We start from the raw sequence: 26,142 nt of genomic DNA on the forward strand, positions 1-26,142 counted from the left end.
TCAGGCTCCTTGAGGGTGGTCGAGCAGGCGGTCGATGGCGGACTCGTCGTAGCCGAGTTCGGTGAGTATGTCCCGGCTGTGCAGGCCGAGGGTGGGCGGGGCCGAGCGCACCGCGGGGCGCTCGCCGCGGAAGGTGACGGGGAACGCGACCTGCTGGAGCGGGCCCACCTCCGGGTGGTCGACCTTCTGCACCATGCCGAGCGCCTCGGTCTGCGGGCAGTCGTAGACCTCGTCGAGGGTGCGGATCGGCGCGACGGGGACGCCGCGCGGCTTCAGCAGGGCGCACCAGTTGGCCACGGTGTCGTCGACGAGGACGGACTCCAGCTTGGCGTTGAGGGCCGTTCGGTGCGTGACGCGGGCGCGGTTGGTGGCGAAGCGCGGGTCGTCGGCCCACTCCGGGTGGCCGAGCGCCTCGCTCAGCTTGCGGAAGAGGCCGTCGCTGCCGACGGCGATCACGAAGTGCCCGTCCGACGCGGGGTAGGCCTGGTAGGGGACGAGGCTCGGGTGGCCGGAGCCGAGGCGGGTGGGGCGCTCCCCGGTGGCGAAGTAACCGGTCGCCCAGTTGATGTGCAGGGCGAGCTGGGACTCGTACAGGGAGGTCGTGACGTACTGGCCGTGGCCCGTGCGCTCGCGTTCCACGAGTGCCGCGTTGACGCCGATGAGACCGAAGAGCGCGGCGCCCAGGTCGCCCATCGCGTAACCGGCCTTCACGGGCGGTCCGTCGGGTTCGCCGGTCAGGGACATCAGGCCGGCCGACGCCTGGGCCACCATGTCGTAGCCGGGCTCGTCGCGCAGCGGGCCCGTGTCGCCGAACGCGGAGATGTGCAGGATGACCAGCCGCGGGTACCGCGCGCTGAGTTCGCGGTAGTCGAAGACGCGGGCGAGCGAGCTGCCGGGGCGGAAGTTCTCCACCATCACGTCCGCGTCGGCGAGCATGCGATGGACGGCCTCCTGTCCTGCGGGGGACTTGAGGTCGAGGGTGACGGAGCGCTTGTTGCGGTTGGCGGCCAGGTAGTAGGTCGCGTCGGGGCCGTTGAAGGGCGGGCCCCAGGCGCGCGTCGGGTCGCCGCCGTCGGGGTGCTCGACCTTGATGACGTCGGCGCCGAGGTCGGCGAGCGACATGGTGACGTAGGGCCCGGCGAGGATCTTGGACAGGTCCACGACCTTCATACCGGCCAGCGGTGCGGCGGGGCGGGGCTGCTCAGGCATGTGCGGCGGACTCCTTCACGGTGTTCTCCTGCGCCGGGGTCCCGCGCGCCGGGGTCTCCTGCGACGGGGTGGACTCGACCCTTCCACCCTCGGCCAGTTCGGCCAGGTGGTCCAGTGCGGCGCGGGGCGGGGTGTCCGGGTCGTCGAGGAGCGCGGTGCAGGTGCGGGCGACGAGGAGGGCGCGGCCGTTGCCGGTGGTCTCCGTCTCGTGGTCGGCCTGGTCGTACAGGAGGGTCTCCATGACGGCGCGCGTGAGCTCGTCGGCGTACCGGCCGATCCTCATCTCCTGCTCGTCGGCGGGGAGTTCGAGGAGGGCGTCGCCCTTCTTGCGCAGCAGCTCCCAGCGGCCCCGCGTCTCGGCGCGGTCGCCGTACGTGTCGGCGAGGGTGCGGTGGGCCGCCTGGCGGCGCATGCAGCGCAGCACGTCGAGCGCGATGACGTTCGAGGAGCCCTCCCAGATGGAGCCGAGGTGGGCGTCGCGCACGAGCCGCGGGTTGACCCAGTCCTCGATGTAGCCGTTGCCGCCACGGATCTCCATGGCCTCGCCGGTGACGGAGCGGGCGCGCTTGCACAGGGTGTGCTTGGCGAGCGGGGTGAGGACGCGGACCAGCGCGCGGGCCACCCCTTCTTCACCACGGGTGGCCTCTTCGTCGGCGGCCGTCAGGCGGTCGGCCGCCTCCAGGACGAGCGCGAGCGCCCCCTCCGTGTCGATGATCATCGGCAGGAGCGTGGCCCGCATCAGGGGCTGCTCGAAGAGCGGCTTCCCGAAGACGTGGCGCACGCGGGTGTGGTCGACGGACTCGCGGACCGCGCGGCGCATCAGGGCGGTGGCGCGCATGGCGTTGGACAGCCGGGAGACGTTGAGCATCTCGGCCATCTGCCGGAAGCCGTCGGCGAGTTGGCCGACCGGTGTCGCGTACGCCTCTTCGAGGGTGACCTCGCCGCTCGCGATGGACTTCGAGCCGAGCTTGTCCTTGAGACGGTCGATGCGGATCGCGTTGCGGGTGCCGTCGGGGCGCAGGCGCGGGACGAGGAACATGCCGAGGCCGCGGGTGCCCTCGCCCTGGCCGGGGACGCGGGCGAGGGTGAGGATCACGTCGGCGCCCGGGTTGGACGCGAACCACTTCTTGCCGGTCAGCGTCCAGTGCGTGCCCCGGTCGGTGGCGACGGTCTCCGTCAGGCCGACGTCGGTGCCGCCCTGCTTCTCCGTCATGAACATCGCGCCGGTGGCCCGCAGTCCGGGGTCGGTGGAGGAGAGCGCGGCGATCTCGGCCGCGTACCGCTCGGGGTCGAACAGGCGCAGGATGCGGGCGGCCGAGTCCGTCATCGACAGGGGGCAGGCCATGCCGAACTCGGACTGCACATAGAGGTAGGACAGGGCGTACTTGACGGTGTGCGGGACCTTGGACGGCCAGCCGTGGACGCCGGGGCGGTGCGACATCGCGGCGAGCCCGAACTCCTCGTAGGCGATGGCGGCGGCGCGGTCGTGGGCCGGGTGGTACTCGATCTCGTCGACGCGTTCGCCGCCGGGGGCGTACTGGACGAGGCGGGGCGGGTTGGCGTCGGCGAGCGCGGCCTGCCGGTCGAGGTCGCCGGCCGCGAGGGCGCCGAGTCCGGTCAGGAGGGGCTCGACGCGGGCGCGGTCGTCGGCGGACAGGACACGGTCGAGGAAGGGGCGCAGCGCGGGGTCGCGGTCGGCGTAGTTCATCGGGGGATCACTCCGGGTCAGGCGTGGGAGGCGGTGCGGGTGGTGACGGCGGCCGGCTCCGGCGCGGCGGCGGTACGGGCGAGCAGCGGCAGGACACCGACGAGGGTCACGAGGGTGTAGCCGAGGCCGAGCGCGACGACGGGCCAGATCGAGCCGGTGGCGTTGAGCAGGTACTGGGAGACGATCGGCGCGGTCCCGGCGAACAGCGTCGTGCAGAGCTGGTACGAGAGGGACATGCCCGTGTAGCGGACCTCGACGGGGAAGACCCGCGCGAGGATGCCGGCGAGCGCCGCGTAGTACATGGCGTGCGGGAAGGTGGCGAGGCCCATGCCGAGGACGGCCAGCCAGAAGTTCCCGGTCCCGACGAGGACGAACATCAGCGGCAGCACGACGAATTCGGGCAGCAGCATCCACAGCACGGCTTTGCGGACCGGCCACTTGCTCGCGAGGACGGCACCGAAGGGCTGCACGACGACCTGCACGACCAGCGCGAGCGAGATGACGGTCAGGAACGACGTGCGGTCGAAGCCGAGGTCGGAGGTGGCCCAGGACAGGGCGAACGTCGTCTTGACGTAGGTGATCGCGACACCGGCCGTGCCGGCGAGGACACCGAGCAGGACCAGCATCGGCGAGCGGGTCAGGACGTCCTTGATCGGCAGCTTTGACGTCTGCTTGCGCTCGAGGGCCGCGGTCATCTCGGGGGTCTCGGCGAGCCGCAGGCGGATGAACAGGCCGACGGCGACGAGTACGGCGGAGAAGAGGAACGGGACGCGCCAGCCCCAGGACTCGAAGGCGGCGTCCGGGAGCTGGGCGATGCCGAGGAAGGAGAGCGTGGCGAGGAGGTTGCCGACCGGCGAGCCCTGTTGGGCGAACGCCCCGTACAGGAGCTTGCGCTTGGGCGGGGCGTACTCGGTGGCGATGAGGACCGCGCCGCCCCATTCACCGCCCATCGCGACGCCCTGGATCATGCGCAGCAGCACGAGCAGGACGGGCGCGGCGACGCCGATCTGGGCGTAGCCCGGGAGCAGGCCGACGCAGAAGGTGGCGGCGCCCATCATGGTGAGCGTGGTGACGAGGGCTTTCTTGCGGCCGTAGCGGTCGCCGAAGTGGCCGAAGATCAGGCCGCCGAGGGGGCGGGCCAGGAAGCCCACCCAGAAGGTGGCGAAGGCGGCGAGGGTGCCCACGGCGGGCGAGGCCTCGGCGAAGAAGATCTTGCCGAGGACCAGAGCGGATGCGGAGCCGTAGATGTAGAAGTCGAACCACTCGATGGTGGTCCCGACGAAGGCGGTGACACCGGCGCGGCGGGCGTCACGGGCCTGGGTTGCGCTGACCCCGGGGACTGGGGCGTCGTGCTGCATGACGAGCGTCCTCTCGTAGCGGCATCCCGCTGGGGAGGGGACGGGACGGAGGGGGCGGGGCCACCGAGCGGCCGGGGCCCGTCCACGCTCCACGCCCGGCGCTCATCGCTCCGTCGCGAGACGTGGATCACTCTGCACCCGCTCATTAGGATGTGTCCAAGACCAATACCGGGCTCCAGTCAGACGTCATCCGTCAAAATAGGGGGCGTCAGGCGCCGGCGTCGGGCGCGTCCGGGGGCGTCGGCAGGACTTCCTCCGCCACGCGCAGGACCGCCTGGAGCGGTGCCGAGCGGTTTCCGGTGCGCCAGCCGAGGGCGATGGGGAGCACCGGCACGTCGTCCCCGACCAGTGGGCGGAACACGACGTGCTCCAGATGGATGGCACGCGCGGACGCCACGACGACGGCGAGCCCGACGCCCGCCCCGACGAGCGCGAGCATGTTGTACGAGTCCGGCGCCTCCTGCGCGATCCGCGGCGCGAACCCGGCGTCGTGGCAGGCCTGCACCATGGCCTCGCGCACCGCCGAGCCACGGGCGACGGGGAACGTCACGAACGGCTCGTGCGCCAGCTCGGCGAAGTGGACCTCGTCCTGTCGGGCGAGCGGATGACTGTCGGGCAGCGCGAGGACGAGGCGCTCCATCCGCACGACGCGCGCGGTGATCCCGCGCCGCACCGGGAGCGCCACGAACCCCACGTCGAGGGACCCGTCCGCGATCCTCCCGAGCGCCTCGCCGGTGTAGGTCTGACCCTCCAACACCAGCTCGATGCCGGGGAGTTCCGAGGTGACGGCGCGGGTGAGCAGCGGCAGCGCGGAGTAGCTGCTGGCCCCCGCGAACCCGACGGTGACCCGCCCCACCTCCCCGAGGTGCGCGGCCTGCACGGTCCTGCGCACCGCCGAGGCCTCGGCGAGCAGATGCCGGGCGGGCCCGAGCAGCGCGTGCCCGGCGGCGGTGAGCCGCACGGTCCGGGTGGTCCGGTCGAACAGCTTGACGCCCAGATCCCGCTCGAGCAGCTTGATCTGCTGGCTGAGCGGCGACTGCGCGATGTGCAGCCGCTCGGCGGCCCGCCCGAAGTGCAGTTCCTCGGCGACGGCGACGAATCCTGAGAGGTGTCTGAGCTCCACGCGGCGACGATACGGCCCACCACGACGCGCCTCAGTCGCGAGGCAGCCCCAGGATCCGTTCCGCCACCACGTTCAGCTGCACCTGCGTCGTGCCGCCGGCGATCGTCAGGCAGCGCGACATCAGGAACCCGTGCAGCGCCCGCTCCCCCGCCCCCTCCCTCAGGGCACCCTCGGGGCCGAGGAGCTCCAGCGCGAGTTCGGCGACCTTCTGCTGGTGCGGCGTCTGCACCAGTTTCCGTACCGACGCCCCCGGGCCGGGCTCCGCGCCGGCCACCTGTCGCATCGTCGTGCGCAGCCCGATGCAGGCCAGGGCGTGCGCCTCCGCGGCGAGCGCGCCGATCCGCGCCCGGTACGCGCCGTCGAGTGCTCCGGCGCGGGCGATCAGTGCCTCCAGGCCCGTGTCGAACGTCAACTGGTCGGCCATGTGGACCCGTTCGTTGCCGAGCGTGTTCCGGGCGACGCGCCAGCCGTCGTCCACCTGCCCCACCACGGCGTCCTCGGGGAGCAGCACGTCGTCGAAGTACACCTCGTTGAAGAGCGAGTCCCCGGTGATCTCCTTCAGGGGCCGTACGTCGATGCCCTCGGTCCGCTTCATGTCGACGACGAAATAGGTGAGCCCCTTGTGCTTGGGGGCGTCCGGATCGGTGCGGGCGAGCAGGATCCCGTGGTCGGCCCACTGGGCGGCACTCGTCCACACCTTCTGCCCGTTGACGCGCCAGCGCCCGTCCTCGGTGCGCTCGGCCTTGGTCCGCAGCGAGGCCAGGTCGGAGCCGGCGCCGGGTTCGGAGAACAGCTGGCACCACTGGACGTCGCCGCGCAGGGTGGGCAGCAGGTAGCGGTCCCGCTGCTCCGGGGTGCCGTAGGCGAGGAGCGAGGGGACGACCCAGGTCCCGATGCCGAGGTCGCTGACGCGGACGCCCGCGGCGGCGAGCTCCTGCTGTACGGCGAGCTGCTGGACGGGGCCCGCGCCGAGGCCGTACGGCTCGGGCAGGTGCGGCGCGGCGTAGCCGGTGGGTGCGAGGGCGCGGCGGGCGGCGGCCGGGGCGAGGCCGGGCATCCCCTCGATCGCCTCGCGGGCCAGCGCCCGGAACACCTCCGCCTCCGCCGGCAGCTCCAGGCGCAGCTCGCGCCGTGCCCCGCCCTCCGCGAGCCGCACCGCCCGCAGCCGGTGCGCGTCCCCCGCGCCGAGCAGCTGCCGCGCGACGACGGCCCGCCGCAGATACAGATGCGCGTCGTGCTCCCAGGTGAACCCGATCCCGCCGAGGACCTGTACGCAGTCCTTGGCGCAGGAGTACGCGGCATCGAGCGCGGCCCCGGCGGCGAGAGCGACGGCCAGCTCACGCGCCCCGCCCCCGTCCGACCCCTCGCCGGACCCCGGCGCCTCGGCACCGACCGGCGCTTCCTCCCCCGCCGCCCGTGCCGCGTCCCACACCAGCGCCCGCGCCTGCTCGACCCGGACGAGCATGTCCGCACACAGGTGCTTGATGCCCTGGAACTGTCCGATCGGCCGGCCGAACTGCTCCCGGACCTTCGCGTACTCCGCCGCCGTGTGCAGGGCCCATGCCGCGACGCCGCACGCGTCGGCCGCGAGGACGACGGAGGCCAGGTCGCGGACGGTGGCCGTGTCGACGGCGAGGATCCGGGCGGCCGGCACCAGGGCGCCCCGGGCGGTGACCTCCGCGGTGGGGCGTGTGGGGTCGGCGCTCTCGTGGACGCGGACGCCGATTCCGGCGGTGCCCGCGTCGACGGCGACCCACACGGTCCCGGTCGCGGACTCGGCGGCCAGGAGGAGCAGGTCGGCGTCGCCCCCGGACAGGACGGGCGGCGCCGTCCCGTCGAGGACGAGCCCGTCGGACACGGTGACGGCGGTCAGCGTTCCCGTACCGAGGGCGACCGCGCCGATGCGGTCGCCGGACGCGAGGGACGCGGCGAGACCGGCGGCCCCCGCGTGGCGCAGGACCAGCGAGGCGGCGGCGTTGGCCGCGAAGGGCCCGGGCAGCGCGGCCCGTCCCGCCTCTTCGAGGACGGCGGCGAGGTCGACGAGGTCGCCGCCCCCGCCGCCGTACTCCTCGGGGAGATGGAGGCCGAGCAGCCCTTGCCCGGCGAGTCCGTCCCAGTGGGCGGGGCGGCCCACCGGGGCCGCGGGGGCGTCGAGCAGTTTGCGCACTTCCTCGGGCGGCACGGCGCGTGCGAGCCAGCCGCGCACGGCGTCCGACAGCTCCTCTTGCTCCTGCGTGATCGCGATGCCCATGCGGCGCACGGTAGAACACGTTCCATTCTGACGGAAGGTCAGATGGCGGGCGAGACATGTAATCAAAAGGTAAAGACCTTCAAGACTTCCCCTTGTACGACGGCCGTCGGAATAGTCGCCCCAGGTAACGGGTTCAGCTTGCATGTACCCGACGCGCGAAACCCGCCGCCCGCGCGACGCCTGAACTCTCTGCCCCCGGAGGCACTACGTAATGACGCAGACGACCCAACGGCCGACCGCGCAACGCGGAATACGCGGAGTCGTCCCCGTACTCGCCTTCGCCGGTATCACCGTCGCGGTGATGCAGACGCTTCTCGTACCGGTCATCAAGGACCTGCCGGTCCTGCTCGGCACCGCTCCCTCCAACGCGACCTGGGTCATGACCTCGACCCTCCTCGCGGGCGCCGTCGCCACGCCGATCATGGGCCGCCTCGGCGACCTCTACGGCAAGCGCCGGATGCTGCTCACCAGCCTCGCGGTCATGGTCGTCGGCTCGCTCGTCGCGGGCTTCACCAGCGATCTCCTCGTGATGATCGTGGGCCGCGCACTCCAGGGCTTCGCCATGGGCGCCATCCCCCTCGGCATCGGCCTGATGCGCGACGAGCTGCCGCGCGAGAAGCTCGGGTCCGCGATGGCCCTGATGAGCTCCTCCATCGGCGTCGGCGGCGGACTCGCGCTCCCGCTGGCGGCCCTCGTGGCCCAGCACGCCGACTGGCACGCCCTCTTCTTCGGCGCGGCGGGCCTCGGTGTCGTCGCGATCCTGCTCACCCTCTTCTTCGTCCCGGAGAGCTCGGTCAAGGCCGAGGGCAGCTTCGACGTCCTCGGCGCGATCGGCCTGTCCGCCGGGCTCGTCCTCTTCCTGCTGCCGATCACCAAGGGCAGTGACTGGGGCTGGACCGACCCGATGACGCTCGGCCTGTTCGGCGCGGCCTTCGTCGTGCTCGTGCTGTGGGGCGTGATGGAGCTGAAGCTCAAGGCCCCGCTCGTGGACCTGCGCACCACGGCCCGGCGAGAGGTACTCCTCACCAACCTCGCCTCGATCATGGTCGGTGTCGCCTTCTACGCGATCTCGCTCGTCCTGCCGCAGCTTCTCCAGCTGCCGAAGGCGACCGGCTACGGCCTCGGCCAGTCGATGGTCGTCGCGGGCCTGTGCGTGGCGCCGCTCGGCCTCACGATGATGTTCACGGCCCCCGTGTACGCGCGCCTCTCGGCGAAGTACGGCCCGAAGATCACCCTGATCCTCGGCATGCTGATCATCGCGATCGGCTACGGCGCCGGCCTCGGCCTGATGAGCGCCGCCTGGCAGACCATCGTCATCTCGGTGGTCGTGGGCGCCGGCATCGGACTCGCGTACTCCTCGCTGCCCGCCCTGATCATCGGCGCCGTCGACGCGTCCGAGACGGGTGCGGCCAACGGCCTCAACACCCTGATGCGGTCCATCGGCACCTCGGTGTCGAGCGCCGTGATCGGCATGGTCCTCGCCAACACGGCGAACCACGTCGGCGGCGCGGCCGTGCCCACCATGCACGGCTTCCGCGTCTCGTTCCTGATCGCCACCGCCGCGGTCGCCATGGGCGTCCTGCTCGCCGTCTTCCTGCCGAAGCAGCGCCGGGCGACCAAGCCGCAGCTGCGCGCCAGCAGCGAGGAGGACGCGGCTCTGGAGCGCGCCGAGGAGGTCCTCGGAGGCTTCCGCGGCCAGGTCCTCGACGCGGCGGGCCTGCCCGTCGCCCGGGCCAAGGTCACGCTGATCGACCGGCGCGGCCGCCAGGCGGGTGCCGCGCTCACCGACCACGAGGGCCGTTACGCCCTGGAGGTCCCGGCCGGCGGCTCGTACGTACTGGCCGCCACCGCCTCCGGGCACGCGCCGCGGGCCTCCGCGGCGACGCACCACGGCGAGGACCGGCCGGTCGACGTCGACCTGGCCCTGGAGCTCATCACACAGGAGAGTCGAACCGCGGCTCACAGCTGAGCAGTTCGGAGACATCGGAGCCGACCGGCAGCTCCTTCGGGGACGCGTCGCGGGTGAAGAGGCGGGCAGCACGCTCGCCCTGAACCGCGGCGCGTCCGCCGTTCACCCGCAGCCAGGACCCCTCGCGCAGGCCGAGCACCGGCACGTCGTTCTCCTCGAGGAACTCGGTGAGGCGCTCCTCGCGGGTCTCGCCCTTGTGCGTGGAGGCCGGGTCCGGGTCCAGGTAGTGCGGGTTGATCTGGAAGGGGACGAGGCCGAGCGCCTCGAAGGACGGGGGCTGCACGATCGGCATGTCGTTGCTCGTGCGCAGGCTGGGCGCCGCCATGTTCGTGCCGGCGCTCGCGCCCATGTAGGGCAGGCCGCCACCGACCGCCTTGATCAGGGCGTCGCGCAGGCCCGTGCGGTAGAGCGCGCTGAGCAGCCGGAAGGAGTTGCCGCCCCCGATGAACACGGCGTCGGCGTCGGCGAGTTCGGCCACCGGGTCGTCGCCCTCGTGCACACCGCGCACACCGATCCCGGAGCCTTCGAGCGCGCCGCGCACCCGGTCCGTGTACGTGTCGTGGTCCGCGAGGGCGTACGGCACGAACGCGAGCCGGGCCTTCGGAGGCAGGAAGCCGGTGACGGTGTCCAGAGCGTGTGCGAGGTAACCGCGGCCGTACTGGGTGGAGTTGGAGAGCAGCAGCAGGTTCAAGGGAGTAACTCCTCAGGGGTGGCTCGGCACTTCAGGGCCGGGGGGGGGCAGGGCTGGAGGGCTTCAGGACTGCGGGGCGCGCGGCTTGCGCGTGCGCTGCGGAGGGTGGGTGAGCCGCTTCTCCAGGAGGCTCGCCGCCCTGCGCAGGGCGTCGAGGCGGTCGTCGGGCCCGTCGGCGAAGCGCTCCTTGGCGCCACCGAGACTGAGGCTGCCGTAGGGCTCGCGGCCGAGGAAGACCGGCACGGCGACCGTGGCGATCCCGGCGTCGTACTCGCCGACCGTCCAGGCGTAGCCCTGGGCGCGCACCTGCACCAGCTCACGCTCCAGCTCGTCGGGGTCGGTGACCGTGCGGTCGGTGAAGCGGGCCATGGGACGGCCGCGGAAGAGGCGATGGCGCTGCTCGTCGGGCAGGAACGCGTAGAACGACTTGGCTGTGGCTCCGGCGTGCGCCGGATACAGCTCGCCGACCAGCGGGTAGTAGCGCAGCGGCCCCGACTCGCCCTCGACGGCCGCGACGCAGCGCATGTGGAAGCTGTCCGGCAGACAGAACAGGACCGTGTCGCCGGTCGCCCGGCCCAGCTCCTCGAGGACGGGCGCGGCGAGCAGTTCGAGTGAGCCCGAGCGCTCCCACATCCGGCCGAGCCGCAGCACGGCGGGTCCCATCCGGTAGCGGCGCGTCGCCGGGTCGGAGACCAGGAAGCCGCGTCCGGCGAGCGTGGACAGGAGCCGCTGCGCCACCGAGGTGTCCCAGCCGAACTCCGCCGCGATCTCGGTCACGCCCCAGTCCGGCCGTGTCCGCTCGAAGGCGAGCAGCACGAGCAGGGCCCGGTCGACCGTCTGCAGCGCGCCGGCGGGCGTCCTGCGGTCCAGCGGGATCTCACTCATCGCCACACCTCTCAAGATCTGCGCATCTCAGCATTCAGACCTTAATTGCAGATAACGGGAAACAGTTGCCGACAACGCTAACCGATCCCGAATCTGCTGTCAGCACCACCCGACCTGGAGTGAGTGTCGGGAGCGAGAGAGGCCGCCCATGCTGAAGTACGTCCTTGACATCGTCGAACTCCTCGACGACCCGAACGCCGACGGCAAACGCGCCGTGGAGTACCTCGACTCGGTCGCGGGCCCGCAGGGCTCCGGCGCCGAGGTCACCACCGTCACCGGCGAGCGCGGCTCGACCGACTTCGTCCTGGTACGGATCCCGGGCAGCTCGGGACGTACGAGCGGCGGCTCGTCCCGCACGCTCGGCGTGGTCGGCCGCCTCGGCGGCGTCGGCGCCCGGCCGGAGATGACGGGCCTGGTCTCCGACGCGGACGGCGCCGCCGCCGCGCTCGCCACCGCGGCCAAGCTGCTCGACATGCGCCGCAAGGGCGACGTGCTGCCGGGTGACGTCATCGTCGCCACGCACATCTGCCCGGACGCGCCCACCGCGCCGCACGACCCGGTCCCCTTCATGGACTCCCCGGTCGACATCGCCACGATGAACCGGCACGAGGTCACCGGCGAGATGGAGGCCGTGCTCTCCATCGACACCACCAAGGGCAACCGGATCATCAACCACAAGGGCCTGGCGCTGTCCCCCACCGTCAAGGAGGGGTGGGTGCTGCGGGTCAGCGAGGCGCTCGGCGAGCTGCTCGCGGTCGTCACGGGTGAGCCCTTGGTCACATACCCGGTGACCACACAGGACATCACGCCGTACGGTAACGGGGCACATCACATCAATTCGATCCTCCAGCCGGCCACGGCGACCCCCGCTCCGGTCGTCGGCCTCGCGGTCACCTCGGCCGCCGCGGTCCCCGGCTGCCAGACCGGCGCGAGCCATGAGACCGACATCGCCGGTGCCGCACGCTTCGCCGTCGAGACGGCCAAGGCGTACGGGGGAGGCCGACTCGACTTCCACGACGAGGCGGAGTTCGACAACCTCGTGAGCCGCTACGGCTCCCTGTCCCACCTTCAGACGCTCGGCCGTGAGAGCCGTGAGCCCCGGGAGTCCTCATGACCGCCACCACAGCAGAGCAGCCGGGCAAGAACCTGGGCAGCGACGACTACTCGCTCTCCCGCGTCCCGCGCGACCAGCGCCTCGGTTTCTGGACGATGCTGCTCCAGTGGCTCGCCCAGTCGGGCTCCATCTCGCAGTTCACGCTGGGCGCCACCATCGGCGTCGGCATGACCTTCGGGAACGCGTTCCTCGCCTTCACGCTCGGCGCGGTCATCCTCGAAGTGGTGATCTTCGCGATCGGTCTGGCCGGTATGCGCGAGGGCCTCGCGACCCCGATGCTGACCCGCTGGATCGGCTTCGGCCGCAACGGCTCCGCGCTGGTCAGCTTCGTCATCGCCGTCAGTCTCGTCGGCTGGTTCGGCGTGCAGAACACGATCTTCGGCAACAGCGTGTCCGCGCTCGTCGGCGGCCCGTCCTGGATGTGGTGCGTGGCCGCCGGCCTCGCCATCACGGTCCTGGTCATCTTCGGCTTCCGCTACATGGCGCTCTTCGCGAAGATCGTCACGCCGCTGTTCTTCGCCCTGGTCGCCTGGTCGGTCACGAACGCCCTGATGGACCACTCCATCGGCGACCTGATCAGTTCCCCGGCGCCGGGGCAGACGATCCCGCTCGCCGTCGCGGCCACCGCCATCGCGGGCGGCTACATGACCGGCGCGATCGTCTCCCCCGAGATGACCCGCTACAACCGCAAGGGCTCGCACGTCTTCCTGCAGAGCGCCTCGTCGATGATCCTCTCCGAGTACATCGTCGGCCTCACGGGCGTGCTGCTCGGCCACCTGGTGAAGTCCAGCGAGGTGTCGCACATCGTGCTCTCCACCTCGGGCGCCTTCGGTGTGATCGTGGTCCTGATGTCCACCGCGAAGATCAACGACTGGAACCTGTACGGCTCCTCGCTCGGCGTCGTCAACTTCTTCCAGGTCGTCTTCGGCAAGCGTCTGCACCGCGGCGCCGTCACCGTCGCGCTCGGCCTCGCGGGCACGCTGCTCTCGGCCGTCGGCATCATGACCCACTTCACCGAGTTCCTCTCCGTGCTCGGCGTCGCCATCCCGCCCATCGGCGGCATCATCGTGGCCGAGTACTGGGTCGTACGGCGCATGCGCAAGCCGCTCGACGAGACCCGCGAGGCCGGGACGCTGCCCACGTCGTCGCCGACCTGGGTGCCCCTGTCGATCGTGATCTGGATCGCCGCGTTCTGTGTCGGCAAGTACGTGACCGTCGGCATCCCGGCGCTCAACTCGCTCGCCACCGCCTTCGTCCTGTACTCCGTCCTCGGCCTCCTCGGCCTCGTGCGGCCGTACGGCACCTCCACCCTGGACGACGAGGACACCGTCCCCGCCGCCCCCGAAGCGACCCCCGTGGGAGCGGCATGAACACCCCCAGCGCCCTGACCCCCGCATCAGAAGAGGCCCAGGCCGAGGTCGTCGGACTGTGCGCGGAACTGATCCGCTTCGACACGTCCAACCCGACGAGCGACGAGCGCGCCTGCGCCGACTGGGTCGTGGCCCGCCTCGCCGAGGCAGGCATCGACTCGACCCTCGTCGAGAGCGCGCCGGGCCGGGCGAACGTCATCGCCCGCATCCCCGGCGCGGACAGCACCCGCGGCGCCCTCCTCGTGCACGGCCACCTCGACGTCGTGCCCGCCGACGCCGCCGAGTGGCAGGTGCCGCCCTTCTCCGGCGAGATCCGCGACGGCTACCTGTGGGGCCGCGGCGCGATCGACATGAAGGACACGGTGGCCGTGATGCTGGCCACCGCCCGCCACTTCGCCCGCACCGGCACCCGCCCCTCGCGGGAGATCGTCCTCGCGTTCCTCGCCGACGAGGAGGCGGGCGGCAAGTTCGGCGCGCACTGGCTCGTCGAGCACCACCCGGAGCTCTTCGCGGGCGTCACCGAGGCGATCGGCGAGGGCGGCGGATTCTCGTACGCGCTCGACGACACACAGCGCCTCTACCCGATCGAGAACGCCCAGCGCGGCATGGCCTGGATGGAGCTCACGGCGACGGGCCGGGCGGGCCACGGCTCCTCCCCCAACGACGAGAACGCGGTCACCGACCTCTCCGAGTCCCTCACCCGCATCGGCCGCCACACGTTCCCGATCCGCCTCATCGAGCCCGTACGGGCACTGCTGGCCGAGGCCGCCGAACTCAAGGGCGTGAAGATCGACTTCGAGGCGGACGACCTCGACGCCGAGCTCGCCAAGCTGGGCCCGGTCGCCGACTTCATGCAGGTGGTGCTCCGCAACTCCGCGAACCCCACCATGTTCACCGCCGGCTACCAGACGAACGTCATCCCCGGCAGGGCCACCGCCCGCGTCGACGGCCGCTTCCTGCCCGGCCACGAGCAGGAACTCGTCGACACCATCGACGAGTTGCTCCTGCCGTCCGTGCGGCGCGAGTGGGTCAACCACGACATCGCCATGGAGACGACGTTCGACGGCCCGCTCGTCGACGCCATGTGCGAGGCCGTGCGCGCCGAGGACCCCGACGGCCACCCGGTCCCGTACTGCAACCCGGGCGGCACCGACGCCAAGGCCTTCACCAAGCTGGACATCCGCTGCTTCGGCTTCAAGGGCCTCAAGCTGCCGCACGACCTGGACTACGGCCGCCTCTTCCACGGCGTCGACGAGCGCGTCCCGCTCGAGGGCCTGCGGTTCGGCGTCCGCGTCATGACCCGCCTCTGGCAGAGCTGCTGACCCGCGGCTCCCCCCGATCGCCCCTGACCCGGGCTCACCCCCCGTACGCCCCCGCCGCAGCCGGCGACGGGGGCGTACGGCAGCATGGGCGGCCGTACATCTACACGCCTAGGACAGGGGAACCCATGAGCGCGGCGCCCAAGCCGGAGATCCTCGCCGCCTTCGAGGCCGCCAAGGGGTTCATGCCGCTCGGCGAAGGGCTGGCGCTCTACGCGGCCGCCACCGAGGCCGCCGCGCTCGGGCTCCCGCTCCTGGAGGTCGGCACGTACTGCGGGCGCTCCACGATCCTGCTCGCCGACGCGGCCCGCCAGGCCGGGGTGAGCGCGCTCACCGTCGACCACCACCGCGGCAGCGAGGAGCAGCAGCCGGGCTGGGACTACCACGACCCGGAGACCGTCGACCCGGTCGTCGGCCGCATGGACACCCTCCCCACGTTCCGGCGCACGCTGCACGCGGCCGGTCTGGAGGAGCACGTCGTCGCCCTGGTGGGCCGCTCCCCGCAGGTCGCCGCCGTCTGGGGCGGCCCGCTCGGCCTCGTCTTCATCGACGGCGGCCACACCGACGAGCACGCGACCGCCGACTACGAGGGCTGGGCCCCGCACGTCGCCGAGGGCGGCCTCCTCCTCATCCACGACGTGTTCCCGGTCAAGATCGACGAGTGGACGGGCCAGGCCCCGTACCGCGTCTACCTCAGGGCCCTGGAATCCGGCGCGTTCACCGAGGTCTCCGCCACCGACTCCCTCCGTGTCCTGCGCCGAACAGGCCCCGGGATCTGAGGAAGGACCGTTAGGCTCGTCCACGTGTCATACGTAGGTCCGGACAGCGACGGTTTCTTCGACGGCGACGGGGACGGCCCCCGGCGGCCGCGCCGGTTCAGCGGCGGTCCGCTGACCGTGACGCTCGCCGCGCTGGTGCCCACGGCTCTCGCCGGGTGGCTGATCTGGCAGGTGGTGGGCGGCCCGGGCGAGAACGAGCCCGCGAAGACGCTGCCCGCCGCGAGCCAGTCGTCGACGGCGGGAGTGGACACGACGTCCCCCTCCCCGTCGAAGTCCGACGACGGCAAGAAGGGCGCCGGGTCGCCGAGCGCCACCCCGTCGAAGTCGAAGCCGCCCGCCTCCTCCTCGAAGCCCGCCGGATCCGGCCCCCTCAAGGGCAAGGTCGTCGTCATCGACCCGGGCCACAATCCCGGCAACTTCCGGCACACCGCGGAGATCAACCGGCTCGTCGACATCGGGACGAACCGCAAGGAATGCGATACGACGGGAACGTCGACCAACGCCGGTTACACCGAAGCCCAGTTCACCCTCGACGTCTCGCGCCGGCTGCGCACCCTGCTCCAACAGCAGGGCGCCACCGTCGAGTTGACCCAGAACGGCGACCGCTCCTGGGGCCCGTGCGTGGACGAGCGCGCCCGGATCGGCAACAAGGCGCACGCGGACGCGGTGATCTCCGTGCACGCCGACGGCTCCGCGGCGGGCAACCGCGGCTTCCATGTGATCCTTCCCGCATCCGTGAACTCCGGCTCCGCCGACACCACGGCGATCGCGGGCCCCTCGCGCAACCTCGGCGAACGCGTCGCGGGCAACTTCCTGCGCGCCACGGGCTCGGCCCCCTCGAACTACATCGGCGACGGCACCGGCCTCGACGTGCGCAAGGACCTGGGAGGCCTCAACCTCTCCACGGTGCCCAAGGTGTTCATCGAATGCGGCAACATGCGCGACGCGAAGGACGCGGCCCTGCTGACGAACGGCGCGTGGCGGCAGAAGGCGGCGCAGGGGATGTCTGACGGAATCGTGAGTTTCCTGCGCGGGTAGTTCTCACCCTGCGGATCGCGGCAGACACCCCCACCGCGCGGACGATAGTGTCTCCCTACGATGGGGCCACCCCCGCGCTTCGCACGGCACAGCAGCGACAGCGACGCCTCCGCCGACGACCGGACGACTGACGAAGGACCGACCTGAAGTGAATATCCGCTCCCTCACTCGAGGCGACGGCGTGGTGATCGGAGCAGCGGTGTTGCTGTTCATCGCCTCGTTCCTCGACATCTATTCGATCGACGGGATCTCCAGCAGCGCAGACCTCCCGAACGCGTGGGGGAGCGCACCGCTCCTGTTCAGCGTCTTCCTCGCGGGCATCTTCGCCGCTGTGCTGATCGTCGTCGCCCGGGGGCTGCCCACCGTGCCGAAGGTCGCCGGTCTCGACCTCGGCCAGTTCGGCATCGCGCTCGCCGTCTTCTCGGCGTGGAGCGCGCTCGGGAACATCTTCGACCCGGCCGGCGGCTTCAACAACACCGGTGGCAGCTCGGACAGCGGAATCGACGCCGGCACCGGCGCCATCCTCGGCCTGATCGCCGCTCTCGTGCTCGCGGGTGCCGCTGTCGCCACTCCGCTCGTGCCCGCGCTGAAGGGTGCCCTCATCGGCGCCCCTCGCCCGCAGGCTCCGCAGCCGTACGGCGCGCAGCCCGCCGGTGGCTACGGCTACCCGGGCGCCCAGCAGCCGGGCCAGCCCTACGGCGCCCAGCCGGGCCAGCCGGGCCAGCCCTACGGCGCCGGCCAGCCGCAGCAGGCGGCGCCCGCGCCGCAGGCCGCGCAGGCCCCGGCCGGCGACTTCTCGCCGTTCTGGTTCGCGGTGCCGGTGCCGCGTCCGCTGTACGCCGAGGACGGCTCCCCGACGCCGATCGCCGAGCTGGCGCCCGGCACGTGGTACCTGGCCGTCGAGCAGCGCGGCCCCGGCCTGGTGGCCCAGACGCAGGACGGCCGTCGCGGCGTCCTCCAGGACACAACGGGGATCCAGCGCGGCTGACGTCGCCCGGCTTTCCGTCACGGCCCCTCACCCGTCTTCCGGGTGGGGGGCCGTTGTCGTACAGTCGCCCCTGGATCACGAACTGACACTGCGTCAGAAATGGGAGCGGCCATGCGACTCGGACTCGCGCTCGGCTACTGGGGCCGCGGTCCCGACCCGCGCCATCTCCAACTCGCCCAGGAGGCCGAGCGGTTGGGCTACGACTCGGTGTGGACCGCCGAGTCGTGGGGCAGCGACGCGTTCACGCCGCTGACGTGGATCGCGGCGCACACCTCACGTATCCGCCTGGGTACGGCGATCGCGCAGATGGCGGCCCGCTCCCCCACGACGACGGCGATGCACGCGCTCACCCTCGACCATCTGTCCGGCGGCCGCATGATGCTGGGGCTCGGACTGTCGGGGCCGCAGGTGGTGGAGGGTTGGTACGGGCGCCCGTTCCCGAGGTCGCCGCTCACCGCGACCCGCGAGTACGTCGACGTGGTGCGGCAGGTACTGCGGCGCGAGGGCCCGGTCGAGACGGACGGCCGCTTCCACGCGCACCCGTATCGCGGCGAGGACGCCACCGGCCTCGGCAAGCCGCTGAAGCCGATCACGCATCCCCTGCGCGCCGACCTGCCGATCCTGCTCGGCGCCGAGGGCCCGAAGAACATCGCGCAGACGACCCGCATCGCGGACGGCTGGCTCCCGCTGTACTGGTCGCCGACGCGCACGGACGCGTACGAGGCCTCCCTCACCGACCTCCCCGAGGACTTCGTGATCGCGCCCATGGCCCGCGTCACGGTCTGCGACGACGTCGCCGAGGGGCTGCTGCCGGTGAAGGCGATGCTGGGCTTCTACATCGGCGGCATGGGCCACGCGAAGCGCAACTTCCACGCGGACCTGATGGCACGCATGGGATACGCGGACGAGGCCCGCCGGGTCCAGGAACTCTTCCTCGCGGGACGGCGCGAGGAGGCCGTGCTGGCCGTGCCGGACGCCTTCGCCGACGAGATCTCGCTGGTCGGTCCGCGCGGGCGCATCGCCGAACGGCTGGAGCTGTGGCGCAAGGGCCCGGTCACCGACCTGCTCGTCCTGGCCCCGGACCCGCATACGCTGCGGGTCCTGGCCGAGCTCAACTCGTAGCGCAAGACGTCCCGTTGGAGGGCGTGGGCGCTAGGAACCCGAGGACAGTTCCTTGGCCGACGGCACCTTGTCCTTCACCTCGGCGCCCGCGCTCTTGCCCGCGTCCTTCACCGAGTTGATGACATCGTCGAAGGAGTTGACGGCGTCGCCGTCGCCCTTGCGCAGCTTGGACGGCAGGTCCTTCAGCTTGTCGATGCCCGCCGTGAGCGGTGCGACGGCCTTGGAGAGCAGCGGGTCGCCCTTCGCGTTCTTCACGGCCGCCTTCAGCCTGTTGTACGCGAACGCGCCCGCGACACCCGCCTTGACCAGGGCGAGCTTCCGTCCGCCGGCGCCCTTCTTGAACTTGCCCTTGCGGTACGGCTTCACGATCCACTGGTAGGTCGCGCCGGCCGCGAGCCCCGCGTTGGCGACGAAGCGCGTCTTGGCGAACTTCTGCTTCTCGGCGGAGGTGCTGGGGGTCGGTTCCGCCACAGCCGCGGCCACGGTGCCCGACGGCTTGGCCTTGGTGTCGTTGCCGCTGCACGCCGTCCCGCCCACGAGGAGCGCGGAGCTGACGACGAGCGCCACGACAGCGCGGCGTACGGGCAGGGTGGGACCGGTCACGACAAACCTCCAGGGCACGGTGCTTCTGCTCCCTGGCAGCGTCCCCCGCCCCCCACGGCCGCGCGACCCGGGCGAGCCCGTACGGGTTTCACCCGCCGTGGAGCGGTAACCAGTGCTTCATGTCTCCCAGCCAAGCAACACGAGGCACCAACCAAGCCGCGACGATCGTCATGGTCGTCGCAGACATCCTGGCCGCCATCCTCGGCCTGTGGATCCTGATGTACCTGCTGGAAGCCAACCGGGGCAACGACCTGGTGCAGTTCATCCACGACGCGGCCCTGTGGCTAGCCGGCTGGTCGCACGACCTGTTCACGTTCGACGCCGAATGGGCGCGGGTGGTCGCGGGCTACGGCCTGGCGGCGGTGGTGTACCTGTTCGTCGGTCACTTCGTCGCCGGCCGGCTGCGCCGCTACTGAGCGGGGCTTCCCTCGCAGCAGTCCGGTTCGAAGCCCGCCGGGAGGCGGCCTCCGAACACCGAGCAGGTGGCCTCGTCGCCGCCGAGCGCGGCGACGGCGAGCAGCACCGAACCGGCTGTCCACGCGGTCAGTTCCCTCGGCCAGACGGCCCGGTCGTCGAAGACGTAGCCGGTCCAGTACAGGCCCGACTCCGGGTCGCGCAGGTGCTGGATCGACTGGAGGATCTCCAGCGCGCGGTCGGACTCGCCCACCGCCCACAGGGCGAGGGCGAGTTCGGCGCTCTCGCCGCCGGTGACCCACGGGTTGGGGACGACACAGCGCACGCCGAGTCCGGGGACGACGAAGCGGTCCCAGGACGCCTGGATGCGCTCCTCGGCCTCCGAGCCGGTGAGGGCGCCGCCGAGGACGGGGTAGTACCAGTCCATCGAGTAGCGGTCCTTGTCGAGGAACCGCTCGGGGTGGCGGCGGATCGCGTGCCGCAGGCTGCCGGCCGCCAACTCCCAGTCGGGTTGGGGCTCTTCACGCTGCTCGGCGATCGCGAGGGCGCACCGCAGCGCGTGGTGCACGGACGAACTGCCGGTCAGGAGCGCCTCGTCGACGGGTGTCCCGTCCGGCTCGCGCTTCCAGCCGATCTGCCCGCCGGGCTGCTGGAGCCGCAGTACGAACTCCATGGCCGCGTACACGGTGGGCCACATGCGGTCGAGGAAGGCGTCGTCGCCGGTGGAGAGGTAGTGGTGCCAGGCGCCCACGGCGACGTAGGCGACGAAGTTGGTCTCGCGGCCGTGGTCGGTGATGTCACCGGCGTCCCCGTCGGCGTAGGCCGCGTACCAGGAGCCGTCCTCGTTCTGGTGGCGGGCGAGCCAGGCGTAGGCGCGTTCGGCGGCGTCGTGCTCGCCGGCCACGTCGAGGGCCATGGCGGCCTCGGTGTGGTCCCACGGGTCGAGGTGGTGGCCACGGAACCAGGGTATGGCGCCGTCCTCGCGCTGCACGGCGAGGAGCCCGCGGACGGTCGCGGCGGCCTGCTCGGCGGTCAGTACGCCGGGCAGGACGAGGTGTTCGGTCTTCCCCGGGCTCGTCACGCCTCGGCCTTGGGCAGGTGCGGCTTGGTGGCGTAGGCGACGAAGCTCTTGCCGACGACCGGGTTGAGCAGCTGCTCGGCGACGCGGGTGAGCGCCGGCTTCTTCATGATGTCCCAGACCAGGAGCTTGTGGTACGCCCGCACGGGCAGCGCCTTGTCGTTGTCGACGCCGAAGGCGCACTTGAGCCACCAGTACGGCGAGTGCAGGGCGTGCGCGTGATGCGTGCCGTAGGGCTTGAGGCCCGCCTCGCGCATCTTGCCGAGGAGTTCGTCCGCCTTGTAGATGCGGATGTGGCCGCCCTCGACCTCGTGGTAGGCGTCGCTGAGGGTCCAGCAGACCTTCTCCGGGCCGTAGCGGGGCACGGTCACGGCGATGCGGCCGCCCGGCTTGAGGACGCGGACCATCTCGGCGAGCACGCCCTTGTCGTCGGGGATGTGCTCCATCACCTCGGAGATGATCACGACGTCGAACGAGGCGTCCGGGAAGGGAAGGTTGAGGGCATCACCCTCCATGGCGGTGGCCGTGGCGCCCGCGGGAGCCTCACCGGCCTCCTTCATCGCGGCGAACCACTTGGCGACCTCGCGGATCTCCTCGCCGTTCTGGTCGAGGGCGACCACCTGGGCCCCGCGCCGGTAGCACTCGAACGCGTGCCGCCCGGCTCCGCAGCCGAGGTCGAGGACGCGGTCGCCTGCGGCGAGCGGGAAGCGGGTGAAGTCGACGGTCAGCACGTGGCCCTGCTTTCGCGGTCGGATCCTGCACGTTCGAGGGGGGTGGTGGCCGCGGCGCCGGTGGTCCGGGCCGCCGAGCGGGCGATGGACTCGCGGTAGAGCTCGGCGGTGCCGAGCGCCGCGCGGGCCCAGGTGAAGTTCCCGAGGACGCGTTCGCGTCCGGCGGCGCCGAGCCGCGCCCGCAGCTGCGGGTCGTCCAGGAGTCTGCCGAGCGCGGCGGCCAGCGCGCCCGCGTCGCCGGTGGGCACCGCGAGGCAGGTCTCGCCGTCGGGCCCGGCGACCTCGGGGATCGCTCCGCCGGTGGTGGCGACGAGAGGGGTGCCCGTGGCCATGGCCTCCGCCGCGGGCAGCGAGAAGCCCTCGTACAGGGAGGGCACACAGGCGACCTCCGCCGACCGTACGAGGTCGACGAGTTCGGCGTCGGTGATGCCCTTGACGAAGGACACGGCGCCTTCGAGGCCGTACTTCTCGATGGCCGCGGCGACGGGCCCGTCCTCGGCGCGCTTGCCGACGACGACGAGGTGGGCGGCCGGGTTCTCCGTGCGGACCTTGGCGAGGGCCTCGACGAGGAAGACGAGTCCCTTGAGGGGAACGTCGGCGCTGGACGTCGTCACGATGCGGCCGGGCACCTCGGCGACCGAGGGGTCCGGCGAGAAGAGGTCGGTGTCGGCGCCGATGTGCACGACGCGGATCCGGTCCTGGCGTACGCCGAGGTGGTCGACGATCTCCTGGCGCGAGGTCCCGGAGACGGTGAGCACGGACGGCAGGCGGCGGGCGACGCGCTTCTGCATCCGCGTGAACGCGTACCAGCGGCGTACGGAGGCGCGGCGCTTCCAGTCGGGCGCCGCGTCGATCTCCAGCTGCCGGTCGACGGTGATGGGGTGGTGGATCGTCGTGACGAGGGGGGCACCGAGCGCGGCGGGCCCGCCCAACAGGCCGTAGCCCAGCGTCTGGTTGTCGTGCACGATGTCGAACTCGCCGCGCCGCGCCCGCAGATGGCGCCGGGCGCGCAGCGAGAACGTGAGGGGTTCGGGGAAGCCGCCGGTCCACATGGTGCCGACCTCGAGCGCGTCCACCCAGTCGCGGTACTCGTCGCGCTTGGGGGTACGGAACGGGTCGGGGCTGCGGTACAGGTCGAGGCTGGGCAGCTCGGTGAGCCTGAGCCCCTTCAGGTCCTCGCCCTCGTCGAGGACGGGGTAGGGCTGGGAGCCTATGACCTCGACCTGGTGCCCGAGCCGGGCGAGTTCGCGGGACAGATGGCGTACGTAGACGCCCTGTCCGCCGCAGAACGGGTTCCCCTTGTACGTAAGGAGAGCGATACGCAACGGACGGTCACCGTCGGCGGAGGAACCGGCCCGGGGGCCCGCCTCCATGGCCTCAGCGGTCACTCGTGGCCCCCTTCTCGCAGCACGTTCACGCGAGACTACGCGTGGGCGGTAATCTAGAACAAGTTTCAGAGTTGCCGGCTCTTTGATCCTTCAAGGAGCACAGAATCTACCGGCAGGTAGCCTCGCTGTAACGCTCGGATCAGGTGATTCGCGCCACGACGGAGCCCCGGCTCCCCTGCCATGATGAGCCTCTCGAAAACACCGGATTACGGCTTGACAGCCACGGAACGGGACACATGACAGCGGAAGCGAAGACAGCACATCCGGCGTCGCCGCCCCTCACCGAGCGCCAGGAAGCGCGCCGCCGCCGCATCCTGCACGCGAGCGCCCAGCTGGCCAGCCGCGGCGGCTTCGACGCCGTGCAGATGCGCGAGGTCGCCGAGTCCTCACAGGTCGCTCTCGGCACGCTGTACCGGTACTTCCCGTCCAAGGTGCATCTCCTCGTGGCCACGATGCAGGACCAGCTCCAGCACATGCACGCGACGGTCCGCAAGCGCCCGCCCTCGTCCGACCTGCCCTCGGAGCGGGTCGCGGAGACCCTGATGCGGGCCTTCCGCGCGCTCCAGCGCGAACCGCACCTCGCCGACGCGATGGTGCGCGCCCTCACCTTCGCCGACCGCAGCGTGAGCCCCGAGGTCGACCAGGTGTCCCGGCAGACGACGGCGATCATCCTGGACGCGATGGAGCTGGACGACCCGACCCCGCAGCAGCTCTCCGCGGTCCGCGTCATCGAGCACACCTGGCACTCGGCGCTCATCACCTGGCTGTCGGGGCGCGCGTCGATCGCGCAGGTGAAGATAGACATCGAGACGGTGTGCCGGCTGATCGACCTCACCACGCCGGACGCCCGGAAGTAGGCGGCACCGCGGAGGACCGTGCCCCGGGGCACGAGCGGCACCGGGGCACAGGAAAGACCTACGAGACGGGTTCCCTGCGCCGGCATGGTCCGGATCAGGTGGTGGAGGTCGCCGTCCGGCTCTGCTACTGCCTTCCGGCCTCTCAGCCCTACCGTCGACGTCGGCCACGGCGGATGCCGTTTGCGTCACGCCACAGTCGGCTACTCCGGTGGGACTCCCTCACTCGCCTCATAGGCCAATACCAGGATAGACCGCCCATGCCGTGACGCAACCCTCCAAAGGGGACTTTTCTTCAGTCTTCCGGCGGGAAGACCGGCTCCCCGCTGCCCAGCAACGTGATCATGACGGCTTCCACGGGGCAGCCCTCCGCCGCCGCCAGGATCTTCTCGTTGGCGTCGGCCTCCGCCTCGAGCGGCCGGGACTGCCTGCCGGAGTCGAGACGGAAGGCGCCCGGGGCGTGGTGAACGCATTGCGCCGAACCGATGCAGACGCCCCGGTCGACCTCGACGTGCCAGCGGTCTCCCATCACGCCTCCCAGCCGGCCGGCAGATGGATCATCTTGTGCTCCAGGAAGGCGCTGTACCCCTCGGGCCCGAACTCCCGGCCGAGACCGGAGTTCTTGTAGCCGCCGAACGGGCCGAGCATGTCGAGGCTGAAGGTGTTCACGCTGTACGTGCCGGTGCGCACCTGTCGCGCGACGTCGATGCCGTGCGCGACGTCGGCCGTCCACACGCTGCCGCTGAGCCCGTAGTCGGAGTCGTTGGCGATCTTCAGCGCCTCGGCCTCGTCGCCGTACGGGAGCAGGCAGATGACCGGTCCGAAGATCTCCTCCCGGGCCACGCGCATCGAGTTGTCGACGTCGCCGAAGAGGGTCGGCTCCACGTACCAGCCGCGGTCGAGCCCCGCGGGACGGCCGCCGCCGGTGAGGATCTTGGCGCCCTCCTCCTGGCCGATGCGGATGTAGTCGAGGGAGCGGCGCTGCTGGCGCTCGGCGACCAGCGGGCCGACCTGGGTCGCCGGGTCGAGCGGGTCGCCGACGACAAGCGCGGCCGCCGCCTCCGTGAGGGCTCCGGCGAACTCGTCGTAGCGCGAGCGGGGCAGGAGGATGCGGGTCTGGGCGACGCAGGCCTGGCCGTTGTTCATCCAGGCGGACTGGACGAGGCCGGGGACGGTCGTCGCGAGGTCCGCGTCCGGCAGGACGACGGCCGCGGACTTGCCGCCGAGTTCGAGGGTGACGTGGGTGAGGTTGCGCGAGGCGACCTCCATGACGCGCCGGCCCGCGGCCACGGACCCGGTGAAGGAGACCTTGTCGACGCCGGGGTGCCCGACGAGGTACTCGCTGACCTCGCGGTCCGCGGGAAGGATGGACAGGACCCCCTCCGGCAGCCCCGCCTCCTTCGCGATCTCGCCGAGCAGATACGCGTCGAGCGGCGATTCCGGCGACGGCTTGAGGACGACGGTGCAGCCGGCGAGCAGCGCGGGCGCGAGCTTGGCCGCGGCCACGAACTGCGGGACGTTCCAGGGGGCCACGGCCGCCACGACGCCGACCGGCTCACGCCGCACCAGGATCTTCCCGAGCGCGCCGTCGCGCGTCTCCTCGTACGTGAAGTTCTTCGCGACGGTGATCGCGGAGTCCCACACCATCATCGCGCCGAGCGCCTGCGCGAGGACGCTCCAGGAGTACGGGGAGCCGTTCTCCGAGGAGATGAGGCGGGCGATCTCCTCGTGCCGTACGGCGATCGCGTCCTTGATCCGGGTGACGACCGCGATCCGCTCGTCGAGCGGGAGACGCGGCCAGGGGCCCTCGTCGAACGCCCTGCGGGCGGCGGCGACCGCGCGGTCGACATCGGCGGGCGCGGCGTGCGGCACGCGCCCGAAGACCTCGCCGGTGTGCGGGGAGATCACCTCGATGACATCCGTGCCGGACGGCTGCGTCAACTCCCCGCCGATGTAGAGCTGTCCGTGCTCCACGAACTCGTGCTCAAGCCGTTCCTCATGCCCGGTCATGACCGACCGCCTCTCGCGGGACGTTTTCTGACACTGCATCAGAACCTACGGAAACTGATACCAGTTCCAGTTCCAGGAGTCCACGGATCGGCACGGCGGCCGTCACCCGACAAGTCGACCCGGGCGACCATTGGAACAAG

The 26,142-nt window shown here is 71.6% G+C and carries 23 protein-coding genes; 10 read left to right on the plus strand and 13 right to left on the minus strand.

Annotation, left to right across the window (positions count from 1 at the left end):
• The 5 genes from LGI35_RS15490 to LGI35_RS15510 form a co-directional block, all read right to left on the minus strand.
• Nucleotides 1–1,209 carry a CaiB/BaiF CoA transferase family protein gene (locus LGI35_RS15490; RefSeq protein WP_227294423.1) on the minus strand — a complete coding sequence of 403 codons (1,209 nt, stop codon included), beginning with the start codon at nucleotides 1,207–1,209 and terminating at the stop codon, nucleotides 1–3.
• Nucleotides 1,202–2,917 (minus strand): acyl-CoA dehydrogenase family protein, encoded by a 1,716-nt coding sequence (locus LGI35_RS15495; RefSeq protein WP_227294424.1) that lies wholly within the window; start codon nucleotides 2,915–2,917, stop codon nucleotides 1,202–1,204. The genes LGI35_RS15490 and LGI35_RS15495 overlap by 8 nt, the downstream gene beginning before the upstream one ends.
• A 17-nt stretch (nucleotides 2,918–2,934) precedes the next feature.
• Nucleotides 2,935–4,275, minus strand: coding sequence for an MFS transporter (locus tag LGI35_RS15500; protein ID WP_227294425.1), 1,341 nt, complete (start codon nucleotides 4,273–4,275; stop codon nucleotides 2,935–2,937).
• Between the two features lie 208 nt (nucleotides 4,276–4,483).
• Nucleotides 4,484–5,398, minus strand: a complete 915-nt coding sequence (locus LGI35_RS15505) for a LysR family transcriptional regulator (protein ID WP_227294426.1) — start codon at nucleotides 5,396–5,398, stop codon at nucleotides 4,484–4,486.
• Nucleotides 5,399–5,429: 31 nt separating this feature from the next.
• Nucleotides 5,430–7,649, minus strand: a complete 2,220-nt coding sequence (locus LGI35_RS15510) for an acyl-CoA dehydrogenase family protein (RefSeq protein WP_227294427.1) — start codon at nucleotides 7,647–7,649, stop codon at nucleotides 5,430–5,432.
• Nucleotides 7,650–7,860: 211 nt separating this feature from the next.
• On the opposite strand from LGI35_RS15510, the gene LGI35_RS15515 reads away from it, so the two are divergent.
• Nucleotides 7,861–9,618, plus strand: a complete 1,758-nt coding sequence (locus LGI35_RS15515) for an MFS transporter (RefSeq protein WP_227294428.1) — start codon at nucleotides 7,861–7,863, stop codon at nucleotides 9,616–9,618.
• Here the strand turns inward: LGI35_RS15515 and pepE are convergent.
• Both pepE and LGI35_RS15525 read right to left on the minus strand, forming a co-directional pair.
• Nucleotides 9,584–10,309 (minus strand): dipeptidase PepE, encoded by a 726-nt coding sequence (pepE, locus tag LGI35_RS15520; protein WP_227294429.1) that lies wholly within the window; start codon nucleotides 10,307–10,309, stop codon nucleotides 9,584–9,586. The two genes, LGI35_RS15515 and pepE, sit on opposite strands and share 35 nt — an antisense overlap.
• A 63-nt stretch (nucleotides 10,310–10,372) precedes the next feature.
• The gene (locus LGI35_RS15525; RefSeq protein ID WP_227294430.1) at nucleotides 10,373–11,194 is read right to left on the minus strand and encodes an IclR family transcriptional regulator; all 822 of its coding nucleotides are present in this window, start codon (nucleotides 11,192–11,194) and stop codon (nucleotides 10,373–10,375) included.
• 148 nt (nucleotides 11,195–11,342) lie between these two features.
• Here LGI35_RS15525 and LGI35_RS15530 point away from each other — a divergent pair, with 148 nt between their 5' ends.
• The 7 genes from LGI35_RS15530 (at nucleotide 11,343) to LGI35_RS15560 (ending at nucleotide 18,924) form a co-directional block, all read left to right on the plus strand.
• On the plus strand, nucleotides 11,343–12,308 hold the full coding sequence (locus tag LGI35_RS15530; RefSeq protein WP_227294431.1) for a DUF1177 domain-containing protein: 966 nt from the start codon (nucleotides 11,343–11,345) through the stop codon (nucleotides 12,306–12,308).
• The gene (locus tag LGI35_RS15535) at nucleotides 12,305–13,678 is read left to right on the plus strand and encodes a cytosine permease (RefSeq protein WP_227294432.1); all 1,374 of its coding nucleotides are present in this window, start codon (nucleotides 12,305–12,307) and stop codon (nucleotides 13,676–13,678) included. Before LGI35_RS15530 ends, LGI35_RS15535 begins: the two co-directional genes overlap by 4 nt.
• On the plus strand, nucleotides 13,675–15,000 hold the full coding sequence (locus LGI35_RS15540) for a M20/M25/M40 family metallo-hydrolase (RefSeq protein ID WP_227294433.1): 1,326 nt from the start codon (nucleotides 13,675–13,677) through the stop codon (nucleotides 14,998–15,000). Before LGI35_RS15535 ends, LGI35_RS15540 begins: the two co-directional genes overlap by 4 nt.
• 125 nt (nucleotides 15,001–15,125) lie before the next feature.
• Nucleotides 15,126–15,776 carry a class I SAM-dependent methyltransferase gene (locus LGI35_RS15545; RefSeq protein WP_227294434.1) on the plus strand — a complete coding sequence of 217 codons (651 nt, stop codon included), beginning with the start codon at nucleotides 15,126–15,128 and terminating at the stop codon, nucleotides 15,774–15,776.
• 24 nt (nucleotides 15,777–15,800) lie between these two features.
• Nucleotides 15,801–16,814 (plus strand): N-acetylmuramoyl-L-alanine amidase, encoded by a 1,014-nt coding sequence (locus LGI35_RS15550; RefSeq protein WP_227294435.1) that lies wholly within the window; start codon nucleotides 15,801–15,803, stop codon nucleotides 16,812–16,814.
• 148 nt (nucleotides 16,815–16,962) lie between these two features.
• Nucleotides 16,963–17,802, plus strand: coding sequence for a DUF5336 domain-containing protein (locus tag LGI35_RS15555; protein ID WP_227294436.1), 840 nt, complete (start codon nucleotides 16,963–16,965; stop codon nucleotides 17,800–17,802).
• Nucleotides 17,803–17,913: 111 nt separating this feature from the next.
• A complete protein-coding gene (locus LGI35_RS15560) occupies nucleotides 17,914–18,924 on the plus strand; it encodes an LLM class F420-dependent oxidoreductase (RefSeq protein WP_227294437.1) in 1,011 nt (336 codons plus the stop codon).
• Nucleotides 18,925–18,954: 30 nt separating this feature from the next.
• Here LGI35_RS15560 and LGI35_RS15565 read toward each other — a convergent pair whose 3' ends face one another.
• Nucleotides 18,955–19,527 (minus strand): hypothetical protein, encoded by a 573-nt coding sequence (locus LGI35_RS15565; RefSeq protein ID WP_227294438.1) that lies wholly within the window; start codon nucleotides 19,525–19,527, stop codon nucleotides 18,955–18,957.
• 119 nt (nucleotides 19,528–19,646) lie between these two features.
• Between LGI35_RS15565 and LGI35_RS15570 the strand changes: the two genes are divergently transcribed.
• On the plus strand, nucleotides 19,647–19,943 hold the full coding sequence (locus tag LGI35_RS15570) for a hypothetical protein (protein ID WP_227294439.1): 297 nt from the start codon (nucleotides 19,647–19,649) through the stop codon (nucleotides 19,941–19,943).
• Here LGI35_RS15570 and LGI35_RS15575 read toward each other — a convergent pair.
• Genes LGI35_RS15575 through LGI35_RS15585 form a run of 3 tightly spaced genes read right to left on the minus strand, consistent with a single transcriptional unit; the run spans nucleotide 19,937 to nucleotide 23,138 of the window.
• Complete coding sequence (locus LGI35_RS15575; protein WP_227294440.1) at nucleotides 19,937–21,022, minus strand: prenyltransferase/squalene oxidase repeat-containing protein; 1,086 nt, start codon at nucleotides 21,020–21,022, stop codon at nucleotides 19,937–19,939. The genes LGI35_RS15570 and LGI35_RS15575 overlap by 7 nt on opposite strands.
• Nucleotides 21,019–21,750 (minus strand): class I SAM-dependent methyltransferase, encoded by a 732-nt coding sequence (locus tag LGI35_RS15580; protein WP_227294441.1) that lies wholly within the window; start codon nucleotides 21,748–21,750, stop codon nucleotides 21,019–21,021. Before LGI35_RS15580 ends, LGI35_RS15575 begins: the two co-directional genes overlap by 4 nt.
• Nucleotides 21,744–23,138: a glycosyltransferase family 4 protein gene (locus LGI35_RS15585; RefSeq protein ID WP_227294442.1), complete on the minus strand. Its 1,395-nt coding sequence runs from the start codon at nucleotides 23,136–23,138 to the stop codon at nucleotides 21,744–21,746. The genes LGI35_RS15580 and LGI35_RS15585 overlap by 7 nt, the downstream gene beginning before the upstream one ends.
• A gap of 236 nt (nucleotides 23,139–23,374) precedes the next feature.
• Here LGI35_RS15585 and LGI35_RS15590 point away from each other — a divergent pair, with 236 nt between their 5' ends.
• Nucleotides 23,375–23,995, plus strand: coding sequence for a TetR family transcriptional regulator (locus LGI35_RS15590; protein ID WP_116502331.1), 621 nt, complete (start codon nucleotides 23,375–23,377; stop codon nucleotides 23,993–23,995).
• Nucleotides 23,996–24,287: 292 nt separating this feature from the next.
• Here the strand turns inward: LGI35_RS15590 and LGI35_RS15595 are convergent, their stop codons facing one another.
• Together LGI35_RS15595 and LGI35_RS15600 are read right to left on the minus strand one after the other, a co-directional pair.
• Nucleotides 24,288–24,521, minus strand: a complete 234-nt coding sequence (locus LGI35_RS15595; protein ID WP_116502330.1) for a ferredoxin — start codon at nucleotides 24,519–24,521, stop codon at nucleotides 24,288–24,290.
• Entirely contained in the window at nucleotides 24,521–26,002 is a 1,482-nt protein-coding gene (locus tag LGI35_RS15600) for an aldehyde dehydrogenase (RefSeq protein ID WP_227294443.1), read from the minus strand. The genes LGI35_RS15595 and LGI35_RS15600 overlap by 1 nt, the downstream gene beginning before the upstream one ends.
• Nucleotides 26,003–26,142 lie beyond the last annotated feature (140 nt).

The organism is Streptomyces longhuiensis (assembly GCF_020616555.1).
Lineage (GTDB): Bacteria > Actinomycetota > Actinomycetes > Streptomycetales > Streptomycetaceae > Streptomyces > Streptomyces longhuiensis.

Excerpts from the sequence above, each read along its gene's own strand:
- LGI35_RS15510 (WP_227294427.1), bottom strand. The coding sequence starts at position 7,649 with ATGGGCATCGCGATCACGCAGGAGCAAGAGGAGCTGTCGGACGCCGTG.
- LGI35_RS15540 (WP_227294433.1), top strand. The coding sequence starts at position 13,675 with ATGAACACCCCCAGCGCCCTGACCCCCGCATCAGAAGAGGCCCAGGCC.
- LGI35_RS15590 (WP_116502331.1), top strand. The coding sequence starts at position 23,375 with ATGACAGCGGAAGCGAAGACAGCACATCCGGCGTCGCCGCCCCTCACC.
- LGI35_RS15535 (WP_227294432.1), top strand. The coding sequence starts at position 12,305 with ATGACCGCCACCACAGCAGAGCAGCCGGGCAAGAACCTGGGCAGCGAC.
- LGI35_RS15560 (WP_227294437.1), top strand. The coding sequence starts at position 17,914 with ATGCGACTCGGACTCGCGCTCGGCTACTGGGGCCGCGGTCCCGACCCG.
- LGI35_RS15545 (WP_227294434.1), top strand. The coding sequence starts at position 15,126 with ATGAGCGCGGCGCCCAAGCCGGAGATCCTCGCCGCCTTCGAGGCCGCC.
- LGI35_RS15525 (WP_227294430.1), bottom strand. The coding sequence starts at position 11,194 with ATGAGTGAGATCCCGCTGGACCGCAGGACGCCCGCCGGCGCGCTGCAG.
- LGI35_RS15495 (WP_227294424.1), bottom strand. The coding sequence starts at position 2,917 with ATGAACTACGCCGACCGCGACCCCGCGCTGCGCCCCTTCCTCGACCGT.
- LGI35_RS15515 (WP_227294428.1), top strand. The coding sequence starts at position 7,861 with ATGACGCAGACGACCCAACGGCCGACCGCGCAACGCGGAATACGCGGA.
- LGI35_RS15570 (WP_227294439.1), top strand. The coding sequence starts at position 19,647 with ATGTCTCCCAGCCAAGCAACACGAGGCACCAACCAAGCCGCGACGATC.
- LGI35_RS15490 (WP_227294423.1), bottom strand. The coding sequence starts at position 1,209 with ATGCCTGAGCAGCCCCGCCCCGCCGCACCGCTGGCCGGTATGAAGGTC.
- LGI35_RS15595 (WP_116502330.1), bottom strand. The coding sequence starts at position 24,521 with ATGGGAGACCGCTGGCACGTCGAGGTCGACCGGGGCGTCTGCATCGGT.
- LGI35_RS15530 (WP_227294431.1), top strand. The coding sequence starts at position 11,343 with ATGCTGAAGTACGTCCTTGACATCGTCGAACTCCTCGACGACCCGAAC.
- LGI35_RS15500 (WP_227294425.1), bottom strand. The coding sequence starts at position 4,275 with ATGCAGCACGACGCCCCAGTCCCCGGGGTCAGCGCAACCCAGGCCCGT.
- LGI35_RS15600 (WP_227294443.1), bottom strand. The coding sequence starts at position 26,002 with ATGACCGGGCATGAGGAACGGCTTGAGCACGAGTTCGTGGAGCACGGA.